The organism is Lacisediminimonas sp. (genome assembly GCF_030645335.1).
Taxonomy (GTDB): domain Bacteria; phylum Pseudomonadota; class Gammaproteobacteria; order Burkholderiales; family Burkholderiaceae_D; genus Lacisediminimonas.
Genome location: NZ_JAUSNH010000228.1, coordinates 1 through 16313, shown reverse-complemented (window position 1 = coordinate 16313; position 16313 = coordinate 1). Strand labels below are relative to the sequence as shown.

Here is a 16313-nt window from a genome sequence, read left to right as displayed (position 1 = left end):
GAACTGGTGCAGCGCGCCGTCAGGCGCGATACCGACAAGAGCGCAGTGCTGGAAATGGGCGGACGCGAGGTGGAAGACCAGCAATCGCGCGTGAGCGAAGCAGCGGTGCGCGGCTTCTGGCAAGCCTATCGCGGCGTGATGGGCCTGTGAGCAACAAGGAAAACCGACCATGAACGATATGACCAAACCCGCCGCCCCGGCGCAGGACGCCGGCTTGCTGGAGCGCGTTGAACGCCTGCAGACAGATTACGTCAACACGATCGACGATGAACGTTATCGCGAGCTGCCGGATTTCTTTACCGAGCGCGGCAGCTACCGGATCGTCTCGAAAGAGAACCATCAGCGCGGCCGGCCGTTCGGCCTGGTATTTTGCGACAGCCGGGCGATGCTGCGCGACCGCATCGTGTCGATGTACAAGGCGAACATCTTCGAACCGCATACCTACCGCCATGTGACCGGGCGCAGCACGATTGTCCGCGCTGCCGACGGCCTGATCGAAGCGCGCACCAGTTATATCGTCGCGCGCATCATGCATGACGGCGGCCAGGAGCTGTTCAGCACCGGCATTTATCTGGACCGCATCTGCGAAGAAGATGGCAAACTGCTGTTTTCCGAAAAAGTCGTGGTCACCGACGCCAGTCGCGTCGACGCACTTTTGGTAATACCACTTTAGGAGTTTGCATGGCCTGGCATAAAGTCGCCCGCGAAGATCAGATCGAAACGGATATCCCCTCGGCCGTGGCCGTCGGCGAGACCCTGATCGCCTTGTACAAAGTCAATGGGCAGGTGTACGGCACCAGCAATGTGTGCACCCATCAGTTTGCGCTGCTGTCGGACGGGTATATCGACAACGATTGCATCGAGTGCCCGCTGCACCAGGCACTGTTCCACATCCCGACCGGCGAGCGGCAGTCGGGGCCGACTTGCGATGACCTGAAAATCTATCCGATCAAGATCGAGGACGGGGACGTATTTGTCGATTGCGACTGATTGATGCCGGCAATGCAGTCTCCTGCCAGCATCGTACGCACCAAGATTGCGCCGCAAATCGTCGAGCGCCTGCGTGAGGAAATCGTCACCGGCGTCTGGGCGCCGGGGGCGACGCTGCCGGCCAATGTGCTGTCGGCCAAATTCGGGGTGTCGCATATCCCCGTGCGCGAAGCCTTGCTGGTGCTGGAGTCCGAAGGCTTCCTGAGTCTGGCGCCGAACCGGATGGCGATCGTCACTGAGCCGACCATCGCCGCCACCAGCGACAAGCTGATCGTACTGCGCAACCTGGAAGGGCTGGCGGCAGAACTGGCTTGCGAGCGCGCCACCGACGCCGACATGCGCGACCTGCTGGCGCTGCAAGCGCAACTGGAGCAGTGCTTCGCCACCCAGGACCTGGCCGGCTATCACCGGACCAACCAGGCGTTTCACCGCCGACTGGTGGACGCCGCCGGCAACCAGACCCTGTCGGACTTCCACCAGACTCTGACCCGCCACCTCGAATGGGCGCGCGTGCGCTCGGGAATACGGGCCGAATTGCTGCAGGATGCGCCGCACCAGCACGGCCAGATCATCGACTGCCTGCGCCACGGCCAGGGCGTGGCGGCGCGACGGATGGCCGAAGAGCATTTTGCTGCGGTGAGTGAAGTGATCTTGCGCGGGTTGCGGGAACAAAAAACCTGAAGCGGGATGGCCGGGGCGCCGCAAACAGTCCGTCCAGACCCGCCGCCCAAAAAAAACGCCGACCCGCAGGTCGGCGTTTTTCATTTTGCGTGAATCATTTACTCAGCCGTCGCGCCCGAGGACTTGATGACCCGGGCCCACTGCTCGACTTCCTTCTTCACGAAGGCGCCCAGTTGCGGCGAGGTGCTGCCGATCGGCGTTGCGCCCAATGAGGTCAGCGACTCGCGGAACTGCGGGTTGTTGACTGCGACATTCATCTCTTTTGCCAGCTTGTCGAGAATCGGCTGCGGTGTCTTGGCCGGCGCGAAGAAGGCATACCATGCGGTGACTTCAAAGCCCTTCATGCCTTGCTCTGCATAGGTCGGTGTGTCCAGCCCGGCAATGCGCTTGTCGGCTGCCACGGCAATCGCCTTGAGCTTGCCTGCCTTGATGTTGGTCGCGGCCGCAGTGTATTCAATCGACATGAAGCCGATCTGGTCACCCATCAGCGCCAGCATCGCGCCACCCGATCCCTTGAATGGTGCATGGATCACATCCAGGCCGGCGCGCGTCTTGAGCAACTCACCAGCCAGGTGATGCGGCGAACCGATGCCGGCCGAACCGAATGCCAGTCCTGGCTTGCCCTTGGCATAGCGAATGAACTCTTCCAGGTTATTGGCCGGATTGGACGGATGGACGATCAGCACGTGCGGAATCGTCGCGATCAGCGAGATCGGCTCGAAGTCCGTGATTGCGTCGTAGGGCTTGGTCTTGTACAGCGTCGGGTTGATGCCGTGCGTGGTGGTGGAGCCAAGCAGCATCGTCAGGCCATCCGGGGCTGAGCGCATCACGGCCTGTGCGCCGATGATACCGGCTGCGCCCGGACGGTTTTCAACCACGAAAGTCTGGTTGAGCTGCGTGCTCAGGCGGGTGCCGATACCACGTGCAATCATGTCCACTGCACCACCCGGAGGAAACGGCGCAACGATCTTGACCGGCTTGTCCGGGTAAGTCGCGGCAGACTGGGCCTGCGCCGCGAAGGGACTGGCGGCGAATACCGCCGCAGCCAGGGCAACGGTGCCGGTAACTTTCTTGAAACAGTAAAGCATTCGATCATCTCCGATTAAAGGTGGGTGTGTCTTCAACAACACTTGTTTTTATTGAGCAATTCCCGTTCCAGCGAGAACGAACGCAAGTTTATCCAATTTTGGTGCAAATTGCTTTTCATCAATGGGAAAGATTACACTTGTGGGAACGCACAGGCGCAATTGCAGTGCGACCTTCTTGTCACTTTTTTAATGAATTCAAGGACAACCCCAGAATGACCGCTTCCTGCCTCAAAGCCACCGTCGCCATGGCATTCACCCTGGTCGCATCCGCCGCCTTTGCCGTCGACTCGGTCGCACTCGAATACGGTGTTGGCAACAAGACGGGCGTGGCCCGTGTCAGCGCGCAGTGGAACTGGAATAAACCGCTGTGGCAGTCCGGCCAGAGCCAGTTGGTCGGCCATTGGGACGTGAATGCGTCGCACTGGAAGGGAACGCGCTTCAACAACATTCCCGACCGCAACCAGACTTTCTTCACCCTTGGCGTGACGCCGGTACTGCGCTGGCAAGGCCTGGAGGCGACTGGCCCGTATGGCGAGGCCGGACTGGGCCTGCATTATTTTTCAGATCTCTACAATAACAACGGCAGCCAGTTGTCGACCCATTACCAGTTCGGCACCCTGCTCGGCGCCGGCTACCGCTTCTCCAACAAGATTGACCTTGGCCTGCGCATCCAGCATTTTTCCAATGGCGGGTTCAAGCAGCCCAACACGGGCATCAACCTTGCGGTCGTTCGTGCGGCTTACCGATTCTGATCACACCCGGCCACACCAATCCGGCGTAAAGTAGTAACCCTGTTCCAGTCGGCATGCAATATGCAAGCCGGCTGGAACGCGCGGATCTGACCGGAGAGCCACGGGTGAAGCCAAAAATTTTCAGCGATTTCCTGCGCGCGTTCGGCGCCCGCAAGACGGCGACTGCCGACACCTTGTCGGAATTGGCGCAAGCGCTGCTCTCCGGACGCGGCGAAGCGTCCGGCGTAGCGATGGCGAGCCAGCTGCTCGATGCGTATGTGCGCGCCAGCGATGAGGTCCGCATCGATTTCCTGCTGCGGCTGGCGCGTGACTTCGGCCCCGATCCGGCGCTGCTTGCGCGCAGCATCGATGCCTATGCAAAAAAACCGGGACCGCAAACTGCGCAGGCGCTGCACGGCGCGGCGGAGTCGCGCCGGCAGGAGCTGATCCGCCGCATGAACCTGGCGCCGGGCGCCATGCCGCACCTGATGAAAATGCGCGAGGATGTGCTGCAGCGATTGAAGGCACTGCCGGAACTGGCGCTGCTCGATGCCGACTTCACGCATCTGTATTCGTCCTGGTTCAACCGCGGCTTCCTGAACCTGCGCCGCATCGACTGGTCCACCCCGGCTGACATACTCGAAAAGATCATCGCCTACGAGGCGGTGCACGCCATCGACAGCTGGGACGACCTGCGGCTGCGGCTGCTGCCGCGCGACCGCCGCTGTTTTGCATTTTTCCATCCGACCCTGCCGGACGATCCGCTGATCTTCGTCGAAGTGGCCTTGACCACCGAGATACCGGACGACATCTCGGCATTGCTGGCGCCGGCGCGCCGCGCGCTGGACCCGGAAAAAGCCACGACCGCAGTGTTCTATTCGATTTCGAATTGCCAGAAGGGCTTGCGCGGCGTTTCGTTTGGCAACTTCCTGATCAAGCAAGTGGTCGAGGAATTGCAGCGCGAACTACCGCGGATCAAGACCTTCGTCACCTTGTCGCCAGTGCCCGGATTCATGTCCTGGTTGAAGGCCACGCGCCAATCCACGTCGCCGCTGCTGGGCAAGGGGCAACGCGAGCTGCTCAATCTGCTGGATCAGCCGGACTGGGAGCGCGATGCCGCCAGCATCAAGGCGCTGGAACCGGTCATGAAGCGCGCGCTGCTGAGCTACCTGGTGGACAGCAAGGACAAGCAGGACAAGCCGCTCGACGCAGTCGCCCGTTTTCACCTGGGCAACGGCGCGCGGCTGGAACAGGTGAACTGGATGGGCGATACCTCGGCCAAGGGAATCAAGGAAGCCGGCGGCTTCATGGTCAATTACCTGTATGACCTTGACCGCATCGAGAGCAATCATGAACGATATGCGTACGATGGCGAGGTGGCGCTGTCAACCCGGCTGCGCCGCATGCATGAGGCCAAGCCGGGCTGAACCACGCGGATCGGATCGGATCTGATCCGATCCGAACTCAACGCAGCCTGGCTGCGTTGAGCACATTACCGGTGCGGGCTGCTTCAGCCGCCGGATGCGTAGGTGAACTTGTTGCCCTGGATGCGTCCCATCACGCGCGAACGCTGGTCCAGCCCGACGTGGTCCTTCGCACTCATGTTGATCACGCCCTGGGGCACAGTCAGGTTGGTGGTACTTTCCAGCGCACTGCGCAGCGCGGCGCGGAATTCTTTGGTGCCCGGCTTGGCCACTTTCAGCGCCTTCGGTACGGCATTGGCGATCAGCATGTAAGCACCCCAGGCGTCACCGGCGAACTGGGTGGTGGTGCCCACGCCATAGGCGGCTTCATACTTGCGGGTAAATTCCAGCGCGACTTTTTTCACCGGATTGCTGTCCGGCAAACCCTTGGCGACCACTGCCGGGCCAGTCGGGAACAGTGTGCCTTCCACATCCTTGCCGCCAACCCGCAGGAAGTCGAGCGTGCCGATACCATGGGTCTGGTAGATCATGCCCTTGTACCCGCGCTCGACCAGTGTCTTTTGCGGCAGTACGGCCGGCGTGGCGGAGGCAGCAATCAGCACCGCATCCGGCTTGGCGGACATGATCTTCAGTATCTGGCCGGTCACGGAAGTGTCGGTACGGGCATAGCGCTCGCTGGCGACGATGCGCAGCTTGCGCAGTTCGGCCAGTTTGGAAAATTCGCGCCACCAGCCTTCACCGTAGGCATCGGCAAAGCCAATGAAGCCAATCGTCTTGACGCCGGCATCGGCCATCGATTGGGTCAGGATGGTCGACATGTGGGTGTCGTTCTGCGGCATCTTGAAAGCCCAGACCCGCTTGCCTTCCACCGGCTCAACGATGGAAGCCGAGGCGGCCAGCGTCACCATCGGCGTCTGCGCCTCGGCGATCACGTCGAGCATGGCCAGCGCATTGGGGGTCGTGTTGGGGCCGACCAGCACGTCGACCCGCTCATCAGAGGTCAGCTTGCGCGCATTGCGTACCGCATTGCTGACATCGGAGGCATCGTCAAGCAGGATGTATTCGACTTTCTGGCCGCCGATTTCCTTGGGCCACAACAATACGGCGTTCTTGGTGGAAACGCCGATTGCCGCCGCCGGGCCGGTGGTCGAGATGTTGATGCCGATCTTGATCTGGGCCGCCGCAGGCGCAGCAGCAGCAAGGGCGAGGCAGGCAAGGGACAGGCCGGCAAGGCGGCTCAATGGGGTCGGTAGCATGATGGTCCTGGTGAATGGGAAAGTGGATCGGATCGGATCGGGGAATTGGATACCGCAGTTGCCGTGGCCGCCGCGGTGCAAGGGAAGCGCTGGCCGGAGGCTCAGCGATGCTTTTTGTCGGGCTTCTGGACGACTTTCTGGTTGATGGCGCCCCAGATCGACTTGCCGTTCGCATCCAGCATCTCGATGCGGATGGTGTCGCCGAACTTCATGAACGGGGTGCTGGCCTGGCCATTGGCGATCATTTCAAGCGCCCGCTTTTCAGCAATGCACGTATAGCCCCGCGCAGCGTCCTTGTTGGAGACCGTGCCGGAGCCGATCACGGAGCCGGCGCGCACGTTACGGGTCTTGGCCAGGTGGGCAATCAGTTGCGGAAAGTTAAACACCATATCGGCGCCCGCATCAGGCTGCCCCACCAGCACGCCGTTCCAGGTCGCGCGCAAGGGCAGCTTGACACGGCCGCCCTGCCACGCACTGCCCAGTTCATCGGGCGTTACCGCCACTGGCGAAAAGCTGGTTGCCGGCTTGGATTGCAGGAAGCCGAATCCCTTGGCCAGCTCGGCCGGTATGAGGTTGCGCAGCGAGACGTCGTTGACCAGCATCAGCAGGCGAATCTCGGCGGCGGCAGCGTCCACGCTGCTGCCCATGCCGACGTCGCCGGTAATCACCGCGACTTCAGCTTCGAAATCGATTCCCCATTCTTCGGAAAGACATTCGATATCGTCGGTCGGACCGATGAAGTCGTCGGATCCGCCCTGGTACATCAGCGGATCGTGCCAGAACGATTCGGGCATCTCGGCGTTGCGCGCGCGCCGCACCAGTTCGACATGATTGACGTAGGACGAACCGTCGGCCCACTGGAATGCGCGCGGCAGCGGTGCCATGCAACGGGCGGGGTCGAAATCGGCAGCGCGCAAGGCGCGGCCGGCGTTCAGGTCTTCAGACAGTTGCTGCAACTGCGCATTGATGAAGTTCCAGTCGTCAAGCGCATGCTGCAAGGTGGTGGCAATGCCGTCGGCGACGACCATTTGCTTCAGGTCGTGCGAAACAATAGCGAGCTGTCCGTCGCGGGTACCGTCTTTCAATGTGGCGAGTTTCATGGTGTGCACCAGAATGGATTCGCGCAATTATAACGACCCGTCCGCACAATCTGCCAAATTGCATGCGCCCACTGGACCAGCCAGGCCAGGCGGCACGCTGTGCGGCCGCTGGCGCAGCACCAAATCAAGCCCGGGGACAGGCCGGTGGCGTCCAAGCCTGGCCGCTATTCCCGGTAGCAGACCACTGGCGGCAGGCGGCCGATGAACGACACCGCCGATAAACGGTCTACTTTGTGATTACCCCGCTGAACTGGAGTGCGCTGAATTGGCTGCGTTGACCTTCTCCGGGCCACTTGCCGTCTTTCGTTGGGTTCATTTGGCATTGCGAAATATTCCGCATGCAAGCAAAACACATCATCCTGTACACGCCGCACCCGGTCCATTCGCTTCCGGTATCGATGCCTGCGGCAATCTCCGCGCTGCTCTATATAGAGCATCGCTCGGATGTGTTCGGCTGGTACGCGCAAGCGCGGCGCTCCCGCTACAGCGCGGCTTTTTTCATGATCGAAAATTTCTATGCGGACCACGCCACATCCTTGTTTCGCAGTATCGAGGACGACGTCTATGGGGACTGGCATCGCCTGATGCCCCCGCTTGGACAAGATATCCGCTGTCCGATACCCGAACCGATCAATCACGAACTGGACCGACTGCAGTCGATCTTCATCGACGAATGGCTGTTTTTTCCTGCCGACCCGCAGCATGGCCAGGAGCTTGCGCGTTACCAGGCGCAACAACTGCCGCTGCACGCTTTCAATGTCCGTAGCCGACGGCTGGGGCAACTGGATCACACTTTGCCGATCTGGGTTCACCAATCCCCCGGTAATAATCCCGACATTCTTGATCTGCTGCAAAAGTGTTGGCGATTTTATGGAAAGGAAGCAATTTTGTCGGCCGAGGCGATTCCGCAGCCAGCCTTTAGACGTTATGATCAAATTGACATTTCGTCTACAAAAAAGGGGCGCACTTGATACATGGATCAGCGAGCAAGCACTGGCACCCTCGGCAACAGGAAACTGACCGGCTACTTGATATGTTGACGAGTCTGGGTCCGCGGTTTGCCGAAATCGTCCGTCAATACCGGGCATCGCTTCCTGGCCGCATCGCTGCAATGGAAGATGGCGCGCTGATGGGCGCGCACGACATTCTGGCGGTATCGGCACATCGGCTGGCGGGCTCCAGCGCCTCGCTCGGCGCCAGCGAGGTCGCGCTGCTGTGCCGCTCGCTCGAGACTGCCTGCGCGAGCCAGAAGCAAGTTCCGGCAGACTGGCAGCAGCGGCTGACGGCAATCACACGCGCCTGCGATGCATTCGATGAGCGGCTGGAGGCACTCGAACTGGACTAGTACCCGGTTCCCCGCCAGCGCAGCAGGCGCTGCCCGGGACTGGATCTGGCCCTGGCCCGGTAGCGACAGCCTTGGCGTGGAGCCGGTCCGCAGCGATTTTTCATGCCGGCGCAGGATGGATGTCCGTTTGCCCCGGCGCCTTCTCGCTGACCAATCAACACCCGATCGATAGCCGGACAAAGGTTCCACCTCGGTGCTGTCTGGGTAATAATACGGCTCCCGCGCAATTTTCCCTTCGCTCCCTGCCAGCCGCCGCCACCTCAGTTACCGGCGCGAGCCTGCATACGGTGCGACATTGCCCGACAAATCTCAGGAGTTCATTTACCAATGCAACCAATGCAATTGACATCGCTTCCTGCAGTAACTTCTCCGGACCTGGTGATTGGCGTGGTTGGCTGCGGCGTAATGGGGCGCGGCATTGTCCAGATCGCCGCGCTGGCCGGCGCCCAGGTACGGATGTTCGACGCCCGCGCCGGTGCTGCGGCAGCAGCGCGCAAAGGCTTGCTCGACACCTTCACCATGCTGCTGGAAAAAGGCCGGCTGGACCAGGACCGCGCAGACGGCGCGGCCGGGCGCATCCATGTGTGCGAGCAACTGGAAGAATTCGCCGGCTGCCATGTGGTGGTGGAAGCGGTGGTCGAAGACCTGGCGGTCAAAAGGGAGCTGTTCGCGCGGCTTGAACAGATCACCGGCCCGGATTGCATCCTGACCAGCAATACCTCCTCGCTGCAGGTGACGTCGATCGCCGCCGCCGTGTCGCGGCCAGAGCGCATTGGCGGCTTCCACTTCTTCAATCCGGTACCGGTGATGAAGCTGGTGGAAGTGATCGGCGGCCTGCGCACCGATCCTGCCGTGGTCGATTACCTGCTCGCGCTGGGCCGCCACTTTGGCCACACGGCAGTGCGCGCCAAGGATACGCCGGGCTTCATCGTCAATCATGCCGGGCGCGGCTTTACCACCGAAGGCATGCGCGTGCTGTATGCGAATGTCACCGATGTGGCGACGATGGATGTGATCCTGCGCGAGTGCGCCGGCTTCCGGCTTGGCCCTTGCGAGCTGATGGACATGACTGGCGTCGATGTCTCGCACCCGGTGATGGAATCGATCTATCACCAATATTACGAAGAGCCGCGCTACCGCCCGCAGCCACTGACGCGCGCAATGTTCAATGCCGGCATGTTCGGCCGCAAGACTGGACAGGGCTTTTATCGCTACGAGGACAACAAGAAAGTCAGCCCGCCGGAAGCGCCGCCTTCGGAGCTGCTGCCATCGTCGGTCTGGCTGTCGCGTTCGCGCCCGGAACTGGCAGAACGCGTGGCCGCGCTGATCCTTGCCGCCGGCGTGCCGCTGGAAGACAGCGAGCGCCCGAGCGCCGATGCGCTGTGCATCGTGACGCCATTGGGTGACGATGCCACCGAGTGCTGCGCGCGTGAAGGGCTGGACGCCGTGCGCACGGTCGGTGTGGACGGCCTGTTCGACATGAGCCGTCGCCGCGTGGTGATGACGACCCCGGCCACCAGCGAGCAATCGCGTGAAATGGCGCGCGGCCTGTTTGGCGTCGGCGGTGGCGCAGTCAGCGTGATTCGCGACAGCACGGGCCTGGTCTGCCAGCGCGTGGTCGCGCATATCGTCAATGTCGGCTGCGAGATTGCGCAACAGGGCATCGCCGAGCCGCAGGATATCGATAATGCGGTCAAGCTGGGCCTGGCTTATCCGCACGGGCCGCTGGGCTGGGGCGATCAATTGGGCGCCGCCAACGTGCTGACGATCCTGAACAACCTGGACCGCGCCAACGGTGACGGCCGCTACCGAGCGAGCGCCTGGCTGCAACGCCGGGCATTGCTCGGGCTGTCGCTGCTGAAGCAGGAAATCTAGCAGGACCGGCACGCAGGCACACTGTGCAGCGAACCATTTCAAACACTGAAAACACTGCCGCAAAAGGCAAAAACATCCACCGATCCGGAGAAAACATGACACAGAAGGCGCAGTTCCACTGGGAAGACCCCTTGCTGCTGGACGAGCAACTGACCGCTGACGAGCGGATGGTAAAAGACGCTGCGGCAGCCTATTGCCAGGACAAGCTGCAGCCACGCGTGCTGGAAGCATTCCGCCACGAAAAAACCGATCCGGCGATTTTCCGCGAGATGGGTGAACTCGGCTTGCTGGGACCAACCATTCCGGAACAGTACGGCGGACCGGGACTGAACTATGTCTGCTACGGATTGATTGCGCGCGAGGTGGAGCGGGTTGACTCCGGCTACCGCTCGATGATGAGCGTGCAGTCGTCGCTGGTAATGGTGCCCATCTACGAATTCGGCACCGAAGGGCAGCGCCAGAAGTACCTGCCAAAACTGGCCAGCGGTGAATGGATTGGCTGCTTCGGCCTGACCGAGCCCAACCATGGGTCCGATCCGGCGTCGATGATCACACGCGCCAAAAAAGTCGCTGGCGGCTATGCACTGACGGGTAGCAAGATGTGGATTTCCAATTCACCGATTGCCGATGTCTTCGTCGTGTGGGCCAAGGACGATGAAGGTGCGATCCGCGGCTTCATCCTGGAAAAAGGCATGAAGGGACTGTCGGCGCCGGCCATCCACGGCAAGTTCGGCCTGCGCGCGTCGATCACCGGTGAAATCGTCATGGACGAAGTTTTTTGTCCGGAAGAAAATGCATTCCCTGAAGTGCGCGGACTCAAGGGCCCCTTCACCTGCCTGAACTCGGCGCGCTTCGGCATCGCCTGGGGTGCGCTTGGTGCAGCCGAATCCTGCTGGCATATTGCACGGCAGTATGTGGTGGACCGCAAGCAGTTCGGCAAGCCGCTGGCGGCTAACCAGCTGATCCAGAAAAAACTGGCCGACATGCAAACCGAGATCACGCTCGGCCTGCAAGGCTGCCTGCGCCTGGGCCGAATGAAGGATGAGGGCACAGCACATCCGTCGATCACGTCGATCATGAAGCGCAATTCCTGCGGCAAGGCGCTGGATATCGCCCGCGTGGCGCGCGACATGCTGGGTGGCAATGGCATCTCCGACGAGTTCGGCGTGATCCGCCACATGGTCAACCTGGAAGTGGTCAATACCTATGAGGGTACGCATGACATCCATGCGCTGATCCTGGGGCGTGAGCAGACGGGGATTGCTGCGTTCTAGCCGGGTCAATGATCAAAATGGGATTGCGCGATTCACGATCGCGCAATCCCGGACGTGCATCATCTCTTTTTTGTGCTGGCACAGACAGGTTCTTCGCCTTGTGTGCCGCCGAAAGGCAGTAGACAAAGCCCATGCCAACTCGCTGCTGTCGCCTGCCGATGTGAACTTGCTACGTATTACGTTTCAATTTTCTCCATGCGATTGAGGTCTTGCCCAATCGCCCGTACCGCATCCAGCAGATCCCTGTGAACCTTCCCTCCAAGTTGAAAATCAGTATCTGCACGCAATTTCGTATAGGCGTCTTTTAACGCCTTTTTCTGCAGCGGCTCCAACTTTGCCTTGCGGATTTTCACTTCATAGTTCGGCGTCTTCCCGTCGTCTTGCTGGACGACGACCTGGCGCAAAGCCCCAATCGCGGCCTGCCCAAACGCATCGACAAAATCGCTGGCCTCGTGCGGTTCATTCAACCGTTTAAGCAGATTTTCCTGCGGTGTTGAGTCGTCGACGCCCTGTCGCTGCTGCCGGACGCTGGCAGGCGCAGTACTGAGCGGGGAATCGACGCGAAGAGTCGCTGACGACGAGACTTTTCCGATCGATGAAGATTGAATCTTTTCCCCGTTCTCCGTTTTGGAATTGCCACGCGGCGAAGCAGAGAGCTTTTTTGGCTCCGGTGGTGGAACGGCGAGCATTCTCCTTGGGGAGAGTGTTGCCGGCAGCTTCCCCGACGTGACGTTCGCTAGCGGGGCACTGGTACCAGTATTCGACTTCGCAATCGCCTGACTGGCATCGGAAAAAATTGACTGGGCATCTGTGTCCGAACTCAGCGAAGGTCTGGACACCTTGCCCGACGGGTTTGAAGGTGTTGGCACCAACTCGCGAGCCTTGATCCGATCAGCTTGCTGATTGTCAGGTTCCGGGAGAGCGAATTGCATCGACTTCCGCTTTTTATTTTTGGGATCGAGCTTTGCCCACTCGGTGGCAGTCGGAGAATTTGCCTCCATCGATCTGGTCTGTCTGCGTTTTTTCTGTCTTTCCTCTGGCGTTTTTTGACCTTTCAGCGTCGGCTCGGAGTGCTTGCTCAGCCGCCCGAGGCCCGATAGTACATCCTGCAATTCTTCCATCTCCAACGCTATTTGCGCCTGCTTGGTTGAGCGAACCTCGCCGGAATCTGAATCGAGTATCCGTGTGAAACGCGATACGACACCAAGCAGCGTGCTCAGGAACGGCTCGGTATCGGCCGTATCCATGGACAGGGCAAGCGTGGCGCTTTCCGCAAAAACGTAATCCGTCAGCCTGGCATGCATGCTTTCGATCGATCGTTCACGACCTTCCTCGATAACAATATCGAATATCTTCTGCGCGCAGCGCATCGATGCAATAGATCGGAATATCGTGCTCTTCGCAACCATGGCTTCAAGCACTTGATGCGCTTCGTTTTCCGAAAGCGGCTCGATCCGATCCTCGCTCATCCCCCGAAGGAATCGCCTGGCCTGCTCCGCATCGATGGTATGCACTTCATTGGGGAAATACTTCAACATCGTCGTGGCGACGGCAAGGACCCGCTTGGACGGCTGGTTGAGCACGCACCATTTTTTCCACACATCCGGATCGGATTTCCGGGTCATCAATTTGTGTTGTAACTCCTGAAGATGTGCGACGCCTCGCTTGCCCAGTACCCGCTCGGGCTTGCGCGCCTTCAAAGGAGACTCTCCCTGCGGCTTATCTTTTCTTTTCTTTAGCTTCGGCTCGGACTTCGTGTGTTCCGCGCTGCTTGTGCCTGATGCTGTTTTTTCCGTCGATGTCGTGATCGGACTGAATGCCCGATTTGCCGGCGCATTTTTCGATTTTGGTGTGTGTTTATTTGCTTGGGACATGTCGATTCCTTGTAAGCCAAAAAATAATGTGCTCACGACACTGTTCAGTTCCCGGTCAATGAGCGCGCAGTTTTCGTAACCGCCGCTGGGTATCGGCCGCTTCGATGCAGTTCCATGCCCCTTCAGCATTTTTTTATCGCCTTTTGATTTCAGATTTTCGTGCGGCAATCGGGCCAAGATTCAATGCGGAGTCCGCCTTGCTTTTTTAAACGTGTCGCGCTGCCGGCAGCTTCGTCGAATGCCGCCGCTATGCTTGCCCGGGTATAATCCTTCGTCCGTTGTCGTTGGCCTCCGGCCGGCACGCGCCGAACAAAGCACCTTAAGCCTCATGTCCAAGAAACAAGCAGTCAATGCGCTCGAAGCAAAGATCGGGTCTGTCGTCGCTGTCACACTCATCGTCAGGTCGGCCGACCTGACGCTGGCATCCCAGTCGCTGTCCCACATCACCGGCGGACAACAAGATTATTTCGACAATGAACTGACCGTGGTCGAATTGGCATTGGACGACGCCGATGCAATCGACTGGCCGGGATTGCTGGCGCTGCTGCGCCAATGGGGCCTGAACCCGGTCGCCGTCCGCAATGCGCCGGTCGCACTGCAGCCAAGCCTGCGCGAGCTCGGCCTTTCGCTGGAGGAGGTCAGTGCACGCAGCCCGGCGGCGCCGGACGCGAGCGTACCGGATCACCAAGCTGTGCAAGCCCAATACGAAGCGAGCGCTGCACCGGAGATTGCAACGAGCGCTGCAGCGCAAACGCCCGCGCGCGCCTGCATGATGATCGACACCCCGGTGCGCGGCGGCCAACGGATTTATGCACGCGGCGCCGACCTGGTGGTGACCGCCGTCGTCAACGCTGGCGCGGAGCTGATCGCCGACGGCAGCATCCATGTCTACGCGCCACTGCGCGGACGCGCGCTGGCCGGCGCCAGCGGCGACGTCAATGCCCGCATCTTCACGCTGTCGATGGAAGCCGAACTGGTATCCATCGCCGGCATTTACCGCACCTTCGAAGACGGCCAACACAAAGAGGTCGCACGCCGCCCGGCTGAAGTCCGGCTTGCAGGCGACCGGCTTGAAACGCGGGCGATCAGCAGCGAACGCCGCAGCTGATCCTCGGCAAATTCAGTATCCGACCATCGACACCATCGACATTATCGTCATCACCTGATTTCAGAAAAGGGAGTGCAGTTTTGGCAAAAATCATTGTCGTAACATCGGGCAAGGGCGGCGTGGGCAAGACCACGTCGAGTGCGAGCTTCGCCTCGGGACTGGCGCTGCGCGGCCACAAGACAGTCGTGATCGATTTCGACGTCGGCCTGCGCAATCTTGACCTGATCATGGGTTGCGAACGGCGCGTCGTGTACGACCTGATCAACGTGGTCAACAACGAAGCCACGCTGAACCAGGCGCTGATCAAGGACAAGCATTGCGAAAAGCTGTTCGTTCTGCCGGCTTCACAGACACGCGACAAGGATGCGCTGTCCGAAGAAGGCGTCGAGCGCGTGCTGAAGGACCTGGCTGCAATGGATTTCGAATATATCGTCTGCGATTCGCCGGCCGGCATCGAGCATGGCGCCGTGATGGCGCTGACTTTTGCCGATGAAGCAATCGTGGTGACCAATCCGGAAGTCTCGTCGGTGCGCGATTCGGACCGCATCCTGGGCATCATCCAGGCAAAATCGCGGCGCGCGCAAAATGGCGAGGAGCCGGTCAAGGAGCACCTGCTGCTGACCCGCTATGTCCCCAAGCGCGTGGACGCCGGCGAGATGCTGTCGTACACCGATGTCCAGGAAATCCTGCGCATTCCGCTGATCGGCATCATTCCGGAGTCGGAGAATGTGCTGCATGCGTCCAATTCGGGACAGCCAGCCATCCACCTGGAGGGCAGCGATGTGGCTGAGGCCTACAAGGATGTGGTGGCGCGATTCCTCGGCGAAGACAAGCCGTTGCGCTTTACCGATTACCAGAAGCCGGGCCTGTTCCAGCGAATCTTTGGAGGCAAATAATGGCCTTGCTTTCATTCCTGTTCAACAGCAAGCCGAAATCGGCGGCCACGGCCAAGGAGCGTTTGCAGATCATCATCGCGCGTGAGCGCAATGGCCAGGACGGACCTGACTTCCTGCCGGCGCTGCACAAGGAACTCATTGCCGTCATCTCGAAGTACACGCACGTCAGTCCGGATGACATCAAGATCTCGCTGGATCGCCAGGGCAACCTCGAAGTGCTCGACGTGAATGTGGTCTTGCCGGATGCGGGTGCGCAGCGGCGGGCCTGAGGCAGAAAAATGCAGGGGTGCGGGCAAGGCCCCCGCCCCTTGCTGATGCTGGCGTCCTGGCCAAGCGGATCACCTGGTCCTGCGTCGGCTGATCCTGTTGCGGATCATTGATCTGGAGTTGACGGCCTATGCAACTGTTTGGGGTTGACTTCACTTCCGCGCCAAGCCGTCGCAAGGCGATCACAGTCGCCACCGGCCATATCAACGATGGCGATGGCCAACTGGTTCTGGACCATCTCGCCTGCCTGCACGACTTCCCTGCTTTCAATCTCTGGTTGCAACAGCCTGGCCCCTGGCTCGGTGCGTTTGATTTTCCATTTTCGCTGCCACGCGAACTGGTTCTGCACCTGGGTTGGCCACTGGAGTGGACGGCACTGATCCAGCACCTGCGCGGCCATACAC

16 protein-coding genes and 1 pseudogene are annotated in these 16313 nt (G+C 60.4%); 13 read left to right on the top strand and 4 right to left on the bottom strand.

The window, feature by feature from the left end:
- Nucleotides 1–169 precede the first annotated feature (169 nt).
- From Q7T64_RS15575 to Q7T64_RS15565, 3 genes are read left to right on the top strand one after another with little or no spacing between them, the layout of a single operon-like run.
- Entirely contained in the window at nucleotides 170–673 is a 504-nt protein-coding gene (locus Q7T64_RS15575) for a nuclear transport factor 2 family protein (protein ID WP_304797585.1), read from the top strand.
- Between the two features lie 8 nt (nucleotides 674–681).
- Nucleotides 682–990 (top strand): non-heme iron oxygenase ferredoxin subunit, encoded by a 309-nt coding sequence (locus Q7T64_RS15570; RefSeq protein WP_304797583.1) that lies wholly within the window; start codon nucleotides 682–684, stop codon nucleotides 988–990.
- A gap of 12 nt (nucleotides 991–1002) precedes the next feature.
- Nucleotides 1003–1671 carry a GntR family transcriptional regulator gene (locus Q7T64_RS15565; protein ID WP_304797581.1) on the top strand — a complete coding sequence of 223 codons (669 nt, stop codon included), beginning with the start codon at nucleotides 1003–1005 and terminating at the stop codon, nucleotides 1669–1671.
- A gap of 98 nt (nucleotides 1672–1769) precedes the next feature.
- On the opposite strand, the gene Q7T64_RS15560 is transcribed toward Q7T64_RS15565, so the two are convergent.
- Nucleotides 1770–2759, bottom strand: a complete 990-nt coding sequence (locus Q7T64_RS15560) for a tripartite tricarboxylate transporter substrate binding protein (protein ID WP_304797580.1) — start codon at nucleotides 2757–2759, stop codon at nucleotides 1770–1772.
- A gap of 245 nt (nucleotides 2760–3004) precedes the next feature.
- On the opposite strand from Q7T64_RS15560, the gene Q7T64_RS15555 reads away from it, so the two are divergent.
- Nucleotides 3005–3511 (top strand): acyloxyacyl hydrolase, encoded by a 507-nt coding sequence (locus Q7T64_RS15555; protein WP_304797578.1) that lies wholly within the window; start codon nucleotides 3005–3007, stop codon nucleotides 3509–3511.
- 104 nt (nucleotides 3512–3615) lie between these two features.
- Nucleotides 3616–4917: a malonyl-CoA decarboxylase gene (locus Q7T64_RS15550; RefSeq protein WP_304797576.1), complete on the top strand. Its 1302-nt coding sequence runs from the start codon at nucleotides 3616–3618 to the stop codon at nucleotides 4915–4917.
- Between the two features lie 83 nt (nucleotides 4918–5000).
- Here Q7T64_RS15550 and Q7T64_RS15545 read toward each other — a convergent pair whose 3' ends face one another.
- Both Q7T64_RS15545 and Q7T64_RS15540 read right to left on the bottom strand, forming a co-directional pair.
- On the bottom strand, nucleotides 5001–6170 hold the full coding sequence (locus Q7T64_RS15545; protein WP_304797574.1) for an ABC transporter substrate-binding protein: 1170 nt from the start codon (nucleotides 6168–6170) through the stop codon (nucleotides 5001–5003).
- Between the two features lie 101 nt (nucleotides 6171–6271).
- Nucleotides 6272–7270 carry a fumarylacetoacetate hydrolase family protein gene (locus Q7T64_RS15540; protein ID WP_304797572.1) on the bottom strand — a complete coding sequence of 333 codons (999 nt, stop codon included), beginning with the start codon at nucleotides 7268–7270 and terminating at the stop codon, nucleotides 6272–6274.
- A gap of 398 nt (nucleotides 7271–7668) precedes the next feature.
- Here Q7T64_RS15540 and Q7T64_RS15535 point away from each other — a divergent pair, with 398 nt between their 5' ends.
- The 4 genes from Q7T64_RS15535 (at nucleotide 7669) to Q7T64_RS15520 (ending at nucleotide 11764) form a co-directional block, all read left to right on the top strand.
- Entirely contained in the window at nucleotides 7669–8241 is a 573-nt protein-coding gene (locus Q7T64_RS15535; RefSeq protein ID WP_304797570.1) for a hypothetical protein, read from the top strand.
- A gap of 62 nt (nucleotides 8242–8303) precedes the next feature.
- Nucleotides 8304–8615, top strand: a complete 312-nt coding sequence (locus Q7T64_RS15530) for an Hpt domain-containing protein (protein ID WP_304797568.1) — start codon at nucleotides 8304–8306, stop codon at nucleotides 8613–8615.
- A gap of 336 nt (nucleotides 8616–8951) precedes the next feature.
- The gene (locus Q7T64_RS15525) at nucleotides 8952–10490 is read left to right on the top strand and encodes a 3-hydroxyacyl-CoA dehydrogenase (RefSeq protein ID WP_304797565.1); all 1539 of its coding nucleotides are present in this window, start codon (nucleotides 8952–8954) and stop codon (nucleotides 10488–10490) included.
- A 95-nt stretch (nucleotides 10491–10585) separates the two neighbouring features.
- Nucleotides 10586–11764 carry an acyl-CoA dehydrogenase gene (locus tag Q7T64_RS15520; protein ID WP_304797563.1) on the top strand — a complete coding sequence of 393 codons (1179 nt, stop codon included), beginning with the start codon at nucleotides 10586–10588 and terminating at the stop codon, nucleotides 11762–11764.
- A 176-nt stretch (nucleotides 11765–11940) separates the two neighbouring features.
- Here Q7T64_RS15520 and Q7T64_RS15515 read toward each other — a convergent pair whose 3' ends face one another.
- Nucleotides 11941–13806, bottom strand: coding sequence for a hypothetical protein (locus Q7T64_RS15515; protein ID WP_304797561.1), 1866 nt, complete (start codon nucleotides 13804–13806; stop codon nucleotides 11941–11943).
- A 160-nt stretch (nucleotides 13807–13966) separates the two neighbouring features.
- Here Q7T64_RS15515 and minC point away from each other — a divergent pair, with 160 nt between their 5' ends.
- The 4 genes and pseudogenes from minC to Q7T64_RS15495 form a co-directional block, all read left to right on the top strand.
- On the top strand, nucleotides 13967–14746 hold the full coding sequence (minC, locus tag Q7T64_RS15510; RefSeq protein ID WP_304797559.1) for a septum site-determining protein MinC: 780 nt from the start codon (nucleotides 13967–13969) through the stop codon (nucleotides 14744–14746).
- 80 nt (nucleotides 14747–14826) lie between these two features.
- Complete coding sequence (gene minD / locus Q7T64_RS15505; RefSeq protein ID WP_304797557.1) at nucleotides 14827–15642, top strand: septum site-determining protein MinD; 816 nt, start codon at nucleotides 14827–14829, stop codon at nucleotides 15640–15642.
- Complete coding sequence (gene minE, locus Q7T64_RS15500; RefSeq protein ID WP_304797555.1) at nucleotides 15642–15911, top strand: cell division topological specificity factor MinE; 270 nt, start codon at nucleotides 15642–15644, stop codon at nucleotides 15909–15911. The genes minD and minE overlap by 1 nt, the downstream gene beginning before the upstream one ends.
- Before the next feature lie 128 nt (nucleotides 15912–16039).
- Nucleotides 16040–16313, top strand: a pseudogene (locus Q7T64_RS15495) (DUF429 domain-containing protein); the annotation flags it as partial.